The following is a 12,750-nucleotide window of genomic DNA, read 5'->3' on the forward strand; positions in this document are numbered from 1 at the left end:
GCTCAGCGGACCTCGGCCAGGCGGGCGAAGGCGACCACGTTCCCGTCGTATCCGTTCGCCTTGGAGAAACCGCCGCCACAGGTGATGACCCGCAATTCGGGGGAGCCCTTGGAGGCGTAGACGCGGTCGCCGGGGAAGTTGTTCTTCTCGAAGACCTCGATGCCGTAGATCTCGAACACCGCCGTCTTTCCGTCGCCCCGCGACACCTCGACGCGATTTCCCTTCTTCAGGGCCCCGAGACCGTAGAAGACGGCGGGGCCCAGTTTGTTGTCGACATGGCCGACGACGACCGCAGTCCCCTTTTCCCCGGGTGAGACGCCACCGGTGAACCAGCCGGCCAGATTGGGGTCCTCCGGCGGCGGCGCGCCCACCCAGCCGTCCGCGTCCAGGCCGACCGACGTGACCGGCGCGTCCACCTGGATGGCGGGGATCCTGACCCGGTCCGGCACGGCGTACGGCAGCGGCGCCGGGGTCCGGCCGAAGGCGCCCGCGGTGCGGCCGTCCGCGGCCGCCGCCGAGGCGGGCTGCGGCGGGCCGATGTCGAACTCCCCCGACCCGTTGCGGATGAGCGCGAGGCCGGTCAGCAGAACAAGCGCTATCACGCCCCACGGGGCGCGCTTCCGCCGCCGCTCCTCTTCTTCCGCCACCTCGGACAGCTCGTACGCAGACATTCGCCATCCCCTTTCGACGCGGCCGTCACCGCGTCCCTTCGCGCATACGAGAACGCTAAGTCCCCGGGCGGGAACCGGCGACGGGGCAGCAGCGAACGGGTGGCGCCGACGTCTTTCGGTGCGCCATCCGAGTTGCCGACGGAAGGAATTTTCTGACGGTCCGTGACCTGCGGCAATATCCGATTGTGTGCATTTCGCTCGGCGTGTCCTCTCACCAGGACGGACCATTCCCGAAATGCGGGCGCGTGCACGGCATCTGAGGGTCGCTTCGGGAGGTGCTTTCTCGCCGACATGCCGGGGACGGGCCCCGGGGCGCCTTCCGCGGAGGATCACATGCGCATCACTCGTCTTCTGGCGGCCTCGGTGGTCTCGGCCGCCGCGGTCGCCTCTCTCGGCGTCAGCGCCCCGGCAGCCGTCGCGCGCGACGGCATGGGCGCCAACCCCAGCAACATCGTGGCGCTGCCCGCCGTCATCGCCCGCGGGGGCCAGATGACGGTCACCGTCGACGGCTGCCCGGGCGGGGGCACCATGACCTCGGCCGCGTTCCCGCAGGCCAACCTGACGCCGATCCACGGCGCCAACCAGACGGCCAAGGGGACGGCGACCATCAACGAGAACGCCCGCCCCGGCACCTACGACATCACCGTCAACTGCTCCGGCCGGACCCTGACCCGCCCGGCCGCCTTCACCGTCATCGGCGGTGTCCGCGGCGGTCTCGGCGGCAGCACCACCACCGGCGCCACCCCGACCGACATGGCCATCGGCGGCGGTCTCGTCGCGGCGGCGGTGGTCGGGGGCGCCCTGTTCTGGATGCGCCGCCGCGCCGAGCGCCGCGCCTGAGGCCGGCCCCGAGGGAGACCGCGCTCGCACGTGACGCAGGCCTTCGCCCCGGTCCCGCCGGGATCCGGGGCGAAGGCCTGCGACGGCGCGGCGGCCGGGGGCCCGGCCGTCAGCCGGCGTCCTCGCCGGCCCGGCGACGCGAGAAGTAGTACGCGGCTCCGACCGAGCCCGCGATGAGCGCGGCGCCCAGCCCGATCTCCTTCAGGTCGAACCCGGCGACGGTGCCGCCCTCACCGGCGTGCACGCCCCGCTGGACCGGATAGAGCGGCATGGGATCGACCGGACGGCCGCCGGTGATCGTCAGTTCCTTGACGGCGCTGATGCCGCCGCAGGCGAACGTCACCCGGTACGAGGCGCCCACCCTGGCGTCCCGGTCGACCGTGACCACCGCGGACGAGGAACCCCGGGGGACGACGACCGCGTCGAACACGCCCGAGGAGACCGTCACGGAGCTCCGGCAGCCGCTGGCGTCGCGGTCCACCTGGAGGGTGACCTGTCCGCCCGCGGCGACCGTCGAGGGCAGCACGCTGTAGCCGTTGGACATGACGTAGTGGTTGTCGTCGTCGCTCGCGACGGCGGCCGGCGCGGAGAAGGTCAGGGCGGTGACGCCCAGCAGTGCGGCCGAAGCGACGCGTATCGCGCGCATGTGGATCCTCCGGTCCCCGAGGAGCAGCTGCGGACCTTTTTCCGCTGATGTGATCAATGCACCTCGATGACCGAAACGCTAGGAACATGTGTGCGCTCCCGCGATCGCAGTCGCGCGAATGGGGCAACCGTGTGGGCCGCCCAGGGGACGCCGTTCCCGCAACCGGGGGACGGCGACGGCGCGGCAGCCGCTGCCGCCCCCCCGTCCCCCGTCTCCGCTCCCGCCCCCGCCCCCGTCCTCCGTCCCCCGCATTCCTTCACGGGGGCAGGGGGTGAGCGGACGTCAGCCGCCGGCGCCGGGGAACAGATGGAGGAACGGTTCCGCCGACGCGGTGATGCCCCGGCTGTAGGGCGCGTCGAAGTCCCAGATGAGGAACAGCAGGAAGGCGATCAGCGCGGAGAACAGCCCGGCCAGCACCAGTTCGCGGGCGGTGCGCCGGATCTGCAGCGCGAAGACCATGCCGATGGTGATGGCGGCGCCGGTCAGCAGTCCGAACCACACCACGCCCGGCATGGTCGCCCCGGTCGACTCGGCGCGGGCGTTGCGGGCCTGGTCCGCGGCGGCCATCTGGTCGAGCAGCGGCTGGTAGGCCTGCGCCTGGAAGTCGGACGCCGGCTCGTAGTCGGTGACGTCCACCCGGACCTGCCGCAGGAGTTCGTCGCCGCGCTTCGTCACCTCGCCGTCGTCGGCCATCGCCTTCCACTCCGTGGTGACGACGTGTCCGACATAGGCGTTGACATCCTCCCGAATGCGGTCACGGGCGTCGGCCGGGTAGACCCGTACCCGCTCCGAGATCTCGTGCAGCGCCTGCGCCTCCGCCTGGACGTGGTCCTGGGCGACACTGCGCGCCTCCCAGACGCCGGCGATGGCCAGGCCCAGGACGATGGCGTACACCACGCCGATCCACATCGTCATGTACTCGATGACGTCCGGGGTCTCCGAGGGGTCCTCGTCCTCGGGCGCCCTGCGGTGCCGTAGGAGGGTGATGACGACCACCACCGCGCAGGCGGCGAGCATCGCGAGGGTGAGAACAAGCCATTCCGGCAAGAGAGGCCTCCAGGATCGGCGCTAGCGCGGTCGCAGCGCGGCGACGGCGATCACCGCGGGCACGGTGATGAGCAGGACGTAGGTGACCGGCGACTGACCGCGGCGGACGGGCCGCTGCTGCTGCGAGGCGTGGTACGCCGGGTAGCTCACCGGGGTCACGGACGGGCGGGGCGTGGGCCTCGGCTCGGGCGTCGGGGTCGGCGCGGGGGCGGGAGGCGGTGGTGGCGGGGGTGTGGGGGCCGGCCGCGGGAGCGGTGCGGCGGGGCGGACCGGCATGGGCGCCGGCGGCTTCGGCCTCGGCGCCGGTGGCCTGGGCGCGGGGGGCGGCGGGGGTGGCGGCTCCGGGGCCGGGGGCGGGGTGGGAGCCGGTGTGGGGGTCGGCGTCGGCTCGGGCGGTGGTTCGGGTTTCGGCGGTGTGGGGGTCGGGGCGGGCTTCGGCGGAGGCTGCGGGCACACCGGGGGAGTCGGCCAGGGGCGACTCCCCGCGACCGCCACCGCCTCGGTGCCGTCCGGGCCGGTCGAGGCGTACGCGCACGCGTCGGCCGCGGCCACCCCGGCCGGGACGGCCGCGAGGATCCAGGCCGCGGTCACCACGGCGAGGGCCCTGGTGACGAGGGCGGATCGGGTCGGTTCGGGTCCATGCACGACGGAGATCATGCGGCGTCCCGTACCGGCCCACGCCGACGCCCGGTGGGGATTGCCCCGAACGGGGGAAGTCCGCGTCCACAGGTTTGCCGCCGGTGCGTTCGCGCTTCCGGCGTGCCGTGCACGTGTGCGATCCGGAGGGCCGGCGGACGCCCGTGTCACAGGCCGCGGAAAGATTTTTGTGCCTGGTTTGAACACAACGACCGTCACCATGCGTACTCAGTGCCGTGCGGCGGCGCAGCAGGGCGCTGCAACACCTTGTGACGATCGGGGAGTTGTTGACGATGAAGACCACCTGGCGGAGCGCCTCACTTGCGGCGAGTGCTGTGGCCGTGCTGGCGCTGACGACGGCGTGCGGTTCTGAGAGCGGCACGTCGTCGAGCCAGAACGTCGGGGCCACGGCTCCGGCCGGTGGCATCGCGGGTGTCGGCGTGGGCAGCGGAGTGGGCACCGGCGTCGGCTCCGGTGCGAGCGCCGGCGCGACCGAGGGAGCCGGCGCCCAGAGCGCCGGTGAGCTGGCCATCTCCGCGAACGACGAACTCGGCAAGATCCTCACCGACGGCGCCGGCAAGACCCTCTACCGCTTCGACGCGGACACCGCCGAACCCCCGAAGTCGAACTGTGACGGCGACTGCGCGAAGGCCTGGCCGCCCGTCTCCGCCGATGACGTCAACGCCGGTGACGGCATCGACAAGTCGCTGCTGGGCGAGGTCACCCGCACCGACGGCACCAAGCAGCTGACCGTGGCCGGCTGGCCCGCCTACTACTACGCCAAGGACGCCAAGGCCGGTGACACCACCGGGCAGGGCGTGGGCAACAAGTGGTTCGCGCTCACCCCCGAGGGCAAGAAGGCCAAGTCCGGTTCCTCCGCCGGCTCCAGCACCGAGCTGGCCGGGCTGTCCGTCCGCAAGGACGCCAACCTCGGCGAGATCGTCGTCGACAAGAACGGCATGACGGTCTATCGCTTCCTCAAGGACAAGGCCTGGCCCGAGCCGGTCTCGAACTGCAACGGCGCCTGCCTGGAGAAGTGGCCGGCCGTCGCGCCCGTCGCCTTCGGCGAGACCGAGGGGATCCAGGAGAAGGGCTACATGAACTTCACCCGGTCCGACGGCACCAAGCAGCAGACGATCAACTGCTCGCCGATCTACACCTTCTCCGGTGACAAGTCGCCCGGCGACATCAACGGCCAGGGCGTGGGCGGCACGTGGTACGCCGTCGCGCCGAACGGAAAGCTGGTCGGAGCGCCGGAGCAGTAGAGATCACCTCCCCAGGGCTGATCCCGCAGCTGCCCCCCGCGCACGACCGTTGGTCCGCCCCCTCCGCGCCGCACGGAGGGGGCGGACCGTTGTGCTTGTCCGTTCCGCCGCGCCCTCGTGCTTGTCGGGCCGCCGCTTCCTGTGCGTAGACTTTCGCCGCCCCGCGGAGAGTTCCGGAACCACCCGGAACTCTCCGGAACCATCCGGGCACCTCACGTAGCCCCTCCGGGGGCGTCGATTCGGCACGTGCCGCAGGCAGTGACCGGGAACGGACGGTCAATTTCCGTTTCCACTCGCCCCTTTGGCGGGCGATCAGTAGCCTCAGCTCGAACACCGGATCGCCTACGCCTTGGAGAGATAGATGGAGCGACCCGCCTGGGCCCCTCGGAGCATCGACATCTCGGTGCCGAGCGTCTCGCGGATCTACGACCACTACCTGGGCGGTTCGCACAACTTCGAGGTCGACCGGGAGGCAGCCCGCAAGGCCATGGAGTTCATGCCGGGACTTCCGAAGATCAGCCAGGCGAACCGGGCGTTCATGCGCCGCGCCGTGCGGTACGCGGCCGACGAGGGCGTCACCCAGTTCCTCGACATCGGCTCCGGCATCCCCACCTTCGGCAATGTGCACGAGGTCGCCCAGGCGGTGAGCCCCGGCGCGCGGGTGGTCTACGTCGACCACGACCCGGTGGCCGTCGCGCACAGCGAGGCGGTGCTGGCCGGCAACGCCGACGCCGACGTCGTGGCCGCCGATCTGCGTAAGCCGCAGGAGATCCTGAACAGCCCGCAGGTCGGGCAACTGATCGACCTGGACCGGCCGGTGGCGCTGCTGCTCGTCGCCGTACTGCACTTCGTGGAGGACGCGGACGACCCGTTCGCGGCGGTGGCCGAACTCACCGCAGCGCTCGCGCCGGGCAGTCTGCTCGTGCTCACCCATGCCTCGTACGAGGGAATCCCCCTGCCGCCGGAGCGGGCCGGGGGCGCGTTGGACGTGTACAAGGACATCCGCAACCCGCTGATCATGCGCTCGCGTGACGAGATCGCGCGGTTCTTCGAGGGGTACGACATGGTGGAACCCGGACTGGTGCCGATGCCGCACTGGCGGCCGGACACGGCGCCGGAGGACGAGGACCCATGGGCCCTCTCCGGTTTCGCCGGCGTGGGGCGCACGGCGTGACCGCCGAGCCGGACGGGCCGGAGGACAGACTGCGGCGGTTCGCGACCATCTGGAGCCGGGCCGTGTTCCCGGTGACCTCGACGTCGCTGACCCGGACCGGACTCGAGGAGGAACTCCTGCCGCTGGCCCGGCGGTTGCGCGGCGCGCTGCTGGAGCGCGCGTTCGACGCCGGCACGGGCAAGGCGGTCGGCGCCGCCCTCGTCGACGCGCACTGCACCGACCCCGAGGCGCTCAGCCGCTCCCTCGACTGCGTCGACGCCTATCTGGTGCTCTACTGCGGCGAGGAGGACCCCCAGGAGGACCTGCGGGCCCGCGCCTCCAGGCTCCAGCACGCCATGGCGGCCGGTTACGCGCAGGCCCTGCGCGAGCGCACCCTCGCCGAGCAGGAGGCCATCGCCCAGGCCGCGTTGCGGGCCCAGGGCGTCGTCGCGCAGGCGCTGCACGCGAGCGAGGCCCGCTTCCGCGCGGTCTTCGAGGGCGCCGCGATAGGGATCGGCATCGCCGACCTGGACGGCAACGTCCTCCAGGTCAACGGGGCGCTGCTGCGCATGTTCGGCGGCTCGGAGCAGACCCTGCGCGGCCGCAAGGTCCAGGACCTGACCCACCCCGAGGACGCGCCCCAGACCTGGAAGCTGTACGACGAGCTGGTGCGCGGCGAACGGGAGCACTACCACACGGAGAAGGCGTTCAGCCGCCCCGACGGAACGGTCCTGTGGACCAACCTGACGGTCTCCCTGCTGCGTGACGCGGACGGCGAACCGCAGTACTCGCTGGCCCTGATGGAGGACACCACCGAGCGCCGGCTGCTCAACCTCCGGCTGCGCTACGAGGCCACCCACGACGCGCTCACCGGCCTGCCCAACCGCACCCTGTTCTTCGAACGCCTGGAGAAGGCGCTCGGCGCCGCCCCGGGGCAGCGCTTCGGTCTGTGCTACCTCGACCTGGACGGCTTCAAGACCATCAACGACAGCCTCGGGCACGCGGCCGGCGACCGGCTGCTCGTCGAGGTCGCCGACCGGCTCCAGTCCTGCGCGACCGCGCCCGGGGAGATGGTGGCGCGCCTCGGCGGCGACGAGTTCGTGGCGCTGACCACCGGCCCCGACACCCGCCGCGAGGTCGACGACCTGGCCGCGCGCATCATGAACGCCCTGATCGCGCCGGTCCGCATCGACGGCCGGGAGCTGACCGTGCGCGGCAGCATCGGCATCGTCGAGGGCCCGGCGGGGGAGCGCAGCGCGGCGGAGGTGCTGCGCAGCGCCGACATCACCATGTACCGGGCCAAGTCGGCGGGCGGCAACCGCTTCGAGCTCGCCGACCCGGAGGCCGACGCCCGCGCGATCACCCGTCACGGGCTGACCACCGCGCTTCCGGCGGCCCTCGACCGCGGCGAGTTCTTCATCGAGTACCAGCCGCTCGTCCACCTCGGCGACGGCAGTGTGCGCGGCGCGGAGGCCCTGGTGCGCTGGCTGCACCCGCAGCACGGGGTGCTCGGACCCGACCGGTTCATCCCGCTCGCCGAGCACACCGGGCTGATCGTGCCGCTGGGCCGCTGGGTGCTGGAGGAGTCGGTCCGCCAGGCCGGCGAGTGGCGGGACCGGGGCGGCGCCACGGGTCCCCTGCGGATCAACGTCAACCTCTCCCCGTGCCAGCTCACCCATCCCGGTCTCGTGCAGGACACCGTCGACATCCTGGAACGCGCGGGGGTCGCACCGGAGGCCCTGTGCCTGGAGGTGACCGAGTCGGCGCTGATCGGCGCCGACGACGATCTGCTCAAGCCGCTGCGCCGGCTCGCCGAGATGGGCGTCGACATCGCCCTGGACGACTTCGGCACCGGCTACTCCAACCTGGCCAACCTGCGGCGCCTCCCGGTGAGCGTGCTCAAGCTGGACCGTTCCTTCACCCAGGGCATGCAGCAGTTCCCGGCGGACCCCGTCGACCTCAAGATCGTCGAGGGGATCGTGTCGCTCGCCCACAGCCTGGACCTCGCGGTCACGGTCGAGGGCGTGGAGACCGGCGCGCAGGCCGAGCAGCTGCGGATACTGGGCTGCGACACGGCCCAGGGCTGGTACTACGCCCGCCCGGGCCCGCCGGACCGGCTGCACGAGCTGGCCCTGGTGGACGCGACGGGGTGACCGGCGACGCGGTTGCGGGGGAGCGGGGGGCACCCACGAGGATGAGCGGGTGACCCACGAGAACGACCGCGTGTCCCGCGGCGAGAACGGCGACGCGTCCTGCGGCGCCCTCGGCGACGTGCGCGACGGCGTGGCCGACGCGGCGCCCCACGGCGTCGGTGACGATGCGCGTGACGGCGTGGACGAGGCGATCGCCGGTGAGCTGGCCCTGATGGACCCCGCCGTGCGCGCCTCCCGAGCCCACTTCGAACGGCTGCTCGACCCCGAGTTCGTCGAGGTCGGCTCCTCGGGCCGCCGCTACACGTACGCGGACATGCTGGCCTGGCTGCCCGACCACCCGGGAGGCTCGCAGGGCGGCCCCCGCTCCCTGCCGTCGGCGATCGACGCCGTCCTCCTGGCGCCGGGCCTGGTCCACCTCACCTACGAGACGGACTTCGACGGCCGGCGCGCCCGGCGCAGCTCGCTCTGGCGCCGGCGGAGCGCGCAGACCGGCTGGCGGATGTACTACCACCAGGGGACACCGGTCCCGCCCGGGGCCGTGTAGCGCGTCAGCCCGCCTGCCGTTCGCGGGCCTCCTCGGCCACCGAGACGGCCGCCCGGACGAGCGCCGCCGTCGCCGTCGAGCGGGACTGCTGGGGCCACGCGACGGCCAGGACGGCGGGAGGGGCGTCCAGGACCGGGCGGTAGACGACGCCCGGCCGGGGATAGCGGTCGGCGACGGACGCGGGCAGCAGGGGGACGACCTCGCCCAGGCCCACCATCGTGAGGAGCTGGGCGAGGTCCTGGCCGCGGCCGCGCACCTCGTCGATGTAGTGCTGCACCTCCTGCGGGCGCAGCCCCAGGTCGGCGACGCGCAACGCGGCGCGGGCGGCGAGCGGATGACGCACGGCGAGGGCGGCGACGCGCGGTTCGGCGGCCAGGTCCTCCGTGTCCAGGCCGGTGCGGTCGTACGGCTCGTGCACCAGGGCCACATCGGCGTCGCCGCGGCGCAGCAGCCGGGGCTGCTCCTGCCAGCCACAGAGCCGGACGGCGACCGGCACCGCCGCCGGGTCGGACGCGTACCGGGCGAGGATCGCCTCCAGCAGCCCGGCGTCCCCGTCGGCCTTCACCGCCAGCGCCAGCCGCGGCTCCGGAGCGGCGGCCCGCCGGGCCCGTCGTCCCGCGGCGTCCAGCGCGGCGAGCGCGAACCGGGCCTCCACCAGCAGGACTTCGCCCGCCGGGGTCAGCGCCACGCTGTGCGTGCTCCGGTCGAACAGGGCCGCCCCCAGCTCCGTCTCCAACTGGCGGATAGCCCGCGACAGCGGCGGCGGCGAGATGCCCAGCCGCTCGGCGGCGCGGGTGAAGTTGAGCTCCTCGGCGACGGCGACGAAGTAGCGCAGCGGGCGGGACTCCATGGCGGCCCTCCGATCGGTATTGCCCTGAGGGTAACAACCGTCAGCAGATCGGTCCTTCAGTCGGGACGCGCGGGGCAGCAGGCTCGGAGCCGTACCCCACACCGCGATCCCTGGAGCAGTTCATGATCGTCCTCACCACCCCGACCGGCCAGATCGGCCGCGAGGTCCTGGCCCGTCTGCTCGACACCGGCAGCCTCGACACCGGCAGCCTCGACACCGACACCGACACCGACACCGGCACCGGCACCGGCGCGCCGCCGGTCCGGGTGATCGTCCGCGACCCGGCCCGGCTCTCCCCGCAGGCCCGCGACCGCGTCGAGGTCGTCCAGGGGTCCCACGCGGACCCGGCCGTCCTCAAGGAGGCGTGCGCGGGCGCGGACCGGATCTTCTGGCTGGTTCCCCCGACGCCCGGCGCCGACAGCGTCGAGGGCCACTTCCGCGCCTTCACCGACCCGCTGTGCGAGGTGATCGGCGGTCAGGGGATCGAGCGGGTCGTCGCCGTCTCGACCCTGGGCCGGGGCGTCGCCGAGAACGCCGGACTGATTTCCGCGTCCCTGGCCATGGACGAGGCGATCGCCGCCACCGGCGTGCACTACCGGGCGCTGTGCCCGCCGGCCCTGATGGAGAACCTGCTGCGCCAGGCGGCCTCGATCCGCGAGGACGGTGTCTGGTCCGAGGCGGTCGAGCGGGACCGCGTCCTGCGCACCTGCGCCACCCGGGACGTCGCCGCCGAGGCGGCCCGGCTGCTGCTCGACGACTCCTGGACCGGGTACGCCGACGTTCCGCTGGTGGGCCCCGACGACCTGACCCCCGAGGGCATGGCCCGGGTCGTCTCGGAGGTGCTGGACCGCCCCGTGCGGGTGCACCAGATCACCGTCGCCGAGCAGAAGGCGCGGCTGAGGGCCTTCGGCGCGACGGAGGCCTGGGCCCAGGGCGTGGCCGACATGGTGGAGGCCCAGAACTCCCAGGGCTTCTACGGCGCCGCACAGCCCAGCACCCCCGCCACCGCGCCCACGAGTTTCCGCCGGTGGTGCGAGGAGACCCTGAAGCCGGTCGTCCAGGGCTGACCCGGCCGGAACGGGTCCCATCGTGGGCGTGGGCGTGGGCGTGGGCGTGGGCGTGGGCGTGGGCGTGGGCGTGGGCGTGGGCGTGGGCGTGCGCCGGGCGCGGCCCGTCCCGGTCGGCGGACCCGCAGGGCCGCGCGGAGCGGGAGATCCGGGAGGACGGCCGACGGAGGGGCGTGCGGGCGTGCCCCTCAGCGTTCCAGCAGCATCCGCTGGAGTTCGCGGGCCGCGCGGGGCGGAGCCACATCGCTGCGGTGGGCGAGGGCGATCGCCCGGTGCAGGCCGGGCCGGGCGAGCGGGGTGACCCGCAGGCCCCGGCCGGACCGGGCGGCCACCATCCGGGGGACGACCGCCACTCCCAGGCCCGCCCGCACGAAACCGAGCACCGCGTCCATCTCCCCGCCCTCCACCGCGAAGTCCGGCTCGAACCCCTCCGCCCGGCAGGCGGCCACGGTCAGCTCCCGCAGGTCGTAGCCGTGCCGGAACATCACCATGCGTTCGCCCTCCAGGTCGGCGATCCGGACGGTGCGCCGCCCGTCACCCGGCTTGGAGGCCTCCGGGGAGGACACCACGACCAGGTCCTCGCGCAGCAGCTCCACCGTCGTCAGGGCCGGGGACGGGGTCGGCAGGGGCAGGACGACCAGCGCGAGGTCGAGGGCGCCGCGAGCCAGCTCCCGGACGAGGTCGTGCGAGCCGCCCTCCTCGATCAGCAGCCGGATGCCCGGATAGCGGTCGTGGAAGGCGCGCAGCACGTCCGGCAGCAGACCCGTGCACAGGCTCGGCGTCGCGCCGAGCCGCACCCGCCCGCTGCGCAGCTGCGCCAGCTCCTGCACCTCGTACCGCGCGGTCTCGGTGTCCGCGAGGATCCGCCGCGCCAGCGGCAGCAGCGCCTCGCCCGCGTCGGTGAGCGTGATGTTGCCGCGCGCCCGCTGGAACAGATCCGCCCCCAACTCCCGCTCCAGCGCCTTGATCTGCTGCGACAGCGAAGGCTGCGCCACATGCACGAGCTCGGCGGCCCGGGTGAAGTGCCGGGTCTCGGCGACCGCCACGAAGTACTGGAGCTGCTGGAACTGCATGACCCCAGCGTACGCCGACGATAGGCACTGCCTATGGAATCGAGGCGGACCATGTCTTGGACCGATGGGGTGGTCCGGCCCTAGCGTCTTGACCCATGGCTCTGGCAACGCGGACGGACCGACGGCCGTCCATGGCGCGCACCGTGTGGGACTCCTCCGTCGGCAAGAAGACGGTGATGGCCGTCAGCGGCATGATCATGCTGCTGTACCTGGTCGTCCACGTCATCGGCAATCTGAAGATCTTCTTCGGCGCGGAGGAGTTCAACCACTACGCCCACTGGCTGCGCACCGTGGGCGAACCGTTCATGCACTACGAGTGGACGCTCTGGCTCGTGCGCGTCGTGCTGGTCGTCGCGGTCGTCGCCCACGCGGTCTCCGCCTACCAGCTGAGCCGCCGCGACATCAAGGCGCGGCCCAGCAAGTACGTGCACAAGAAGCCGCGGGCGAGCTATGCCACCCGCACCATGCGCTGGGGCGGCGTCATCCTGGCCCTGTTCATCGTGTGGCACATCCTCGACCTGACCACCGGCACCGTGCACAGCGGCGGCTTCCAGGAGGGCCACCCGTACCAGAACGTCGTGGACACCTTCTCCACCTGGTACGGCAACGTCGTCTACATCGTGGCGATGCTCGCCGTCGGGCTGCACGTCCGGCACGGCTTCTGGAGCGCCGCCCAGACCCTCGGCGTCGGCAGCCGCACCCGCGACCGCGCCCTCAAGACCGTCGCCGACGTCCTCGCGCTGCTGCTCACGGCCGGCTTCCTCGCCGTACCCGTGGGCGTCATGACCGGAGTGGTGAGCTGAAC

General features: G+C 72.8%; 13 protein-coding genes. 7 read left to right on the plus strand and 6 right to left on the minus strand.

What is annotated here, in order from left to right:
* Positions 1 to 2: 2 nt before the first annotated feature.
* Positions 3 to 671, minus strand: coding sequence for a class F sortase (locus J2X68_RS23475; RefSeq protein ID WP_310434520.1), 669 nt, complete (start codon positions 669 to 671; stop codon positions 3 to 5).
* 333 nt (positions 672 to 1,004) lie between these two features.
* Here J2X68_RS23475 and J2X68_RS23480 point away from each other — a divergent pair, with 333 nt between their 5' ends.
* Positions 1,005 to 1,511 (plus strand): hypothetical protein, encoded by a 507-nt coding sequence (locus tag J2X68_RS23480; RefSeq protein WP_310434521.1) that lies wholly within the window; start codon positions 1,005 to 1,007, stop codon positions 1,509 to 1,511.
* A gap of 109 nt (positions 1,512 to 1,620) precedes the next feature.
* Here J2X68_RS23480 and J2X68_RS23485 read toward each other — a convergent pair whose 3' ends face one another.
* The 3 genes from J2X68_RS23485 to J2X68_RS23495 all read right to left on the minus strand — a co-directional run bounded on the left by J2X68_RS23485 (position 1,621) and on the right by J2X68_RS23495 (position 3,354).
* On the minus strand, positions 1,621 to 2,157 hold the full coding sequence (locus J2X68_RS23485; protein WP_310434522.1) for a hypothetical protein: 537 nt from the start codon (positions 2,155 to 2,157) through the stop codon (positions 1,621 to 1,623).
* A gap of 282 nt (positions 2,158 to 2,439) precedes the next feature.
* Complete coding sequence (locus tag J2X68_RS23490) at positions 2,440 to 3,204, minus strand: hypothetical protein (RefSeq protein WP_310434523.1); 765 nt, start codon at positions 3,202 to 3,204, stop codon at positions 2,440 to 2,442.
* Positions 3,205 to 3,225: 21 nt separating this feature from the next.
* Positions 3,226 to 3,354, minus strand: coding sequence for a hypothetical protein (locus J2X68_RS23495; RefSeq protein ID WP_310434524.1), 129 nt, complete (start codon positions 3,352 to 3,354; stop codon positions 3,226 to 3,228).
* A gap of 779 nt (positions 3,355 to 4,133) precedes the next feature.
* Here J2X68_RS23495 and J2X68_RS23500 point away from each other — a divergent pair.
* The 4 genes from J2X68_RS23500 (at position 4,134) to J2X68_RS23515 (ending at position 8,955) form a co-directional block, all read left to right on the plus strand.
* On the plus strand, positions 4,134 to 5,105 hold the full coding sequence (locus J2X68_RS23500) for an SCO0930 family lipoprotein (RefSeq protein WP_310434525.1): 972 nt from the start codon (positions 4,134 to 4,136) through the stop codon (positions 5,103 to 5,105).
* Between the two features lie 361 nt (positions 5,106 to 5,466).
* Positions 5,467 to 6,279, plus strand: coding sequence for an SAM-dependent methyltransferase (locus tag J2X68_RS23505; RefSeq protein WP_310434526.1), 813 nt, complete (start codon positions 5,467 to 5,469; stop codon positions 6,277 to 6,279).
* Entirely contained in the window at positions 6,276 to 8,411 is a 2,136-nt protein-coding gene (locus tag J2X68_RS23510) for an EAL domain-containing protein (RefSeq protein ID WP_310434527.1), read from the plus strand. The genes J2X68_RS23505 and J2X68_RS23510 overlap by 4 nt, the downstream gene beginning before the upstream one ends.
* Positions 8,412 to 8,622: 211 nt before the next feature.
* Complete coding sequence (locus J2X68_RS23515; protein WP_310434628.1) at positions 8,623 to 8,955, plus strand: DUF4440 domain-containing protein; 333 nt, start codon at positions 8,623 to 8,625, stop codon at positions 8,953 to 8,955.
* A 4-nt stretch (positions 8,956 to 8,959) separates the two neighbouring features.
* Here J2X68_RS23515 and J2X68_RS23520 read toward each other — a convergent pair whose 3' ends face one another.
* Complete coding sequence (locus tag J2X68_RS23520; RefSeq protein ID WP_310434528.1) at positions 8,960 to 9,805, minus strand: LysR family transcriptional regulator; 846 nt, start codon at positions 9,803 to 9,805, stop codon at positions 8,960 to 8,962.
* Between the two features lie 122 nt (positions 9,806 to 9,927).
* Here J2X68_RS23520 and J2X68_RS23525 point away from each other — a divergent pair, with 122 nt between their 5' ends.
* Positions 9,928 to 10,872 (plus strand): NAD(P)H-binding protein, encoded by a 945-nt coding sequence (locus J2X68_RS23525; RefSeq protein WP_310434529.1) that lies wholly within the window; start codon positions 9,928 to 9,930, stop codon positions 10,870 to 10,872.
* Positions 10,873 to 11,060: 188 nt separating this feature from the next.
* Here the strand turns inward: J2X68_RS23525 and J2X68_RS23530 are convergent, their stop codons facing one another.
* Complete coding sequence (locus tag J2X68_RS23530) at positions 11,061 to 11,945, minus strand: LysR substrate-binding domain-containing protein (RefSeq protein ID WP_310434530.1); 885 nt, start codon at positions 11,943 to 11,945, stop codon at positions 11,061 to 11,063.
* A gap of 131 nt (positions 11,946 to 12,076) precedes the next feature.
* On the opposite strand from J2X68_RS23530, the gene J2X68_RS23535 reads away from it, so the two are divergent.
* Positions 12,077 to 12,748: a succinate dehydrogenase gene (locus J2X68_RS23535; RefSeq protein WP_310434629.1), complete on the plus strand. Its 672-nt coding sequence runs from the start codon at positions 12,077 to 12,079 to the stop codon at positions 12,746 to 12,748.
* The last annotated feature ends 2 nt before the right edge of the window (positions 12,749 to 12,750 follow it).

It is taken from the genome of Streptomyces sp. 3330, from assembly GCF_031456635.1.
Lineage (GTDB): Bacteria > Actinomycetota > Actinomycetes > Streptomycetales > Streptomycetaceae > Streptomyces.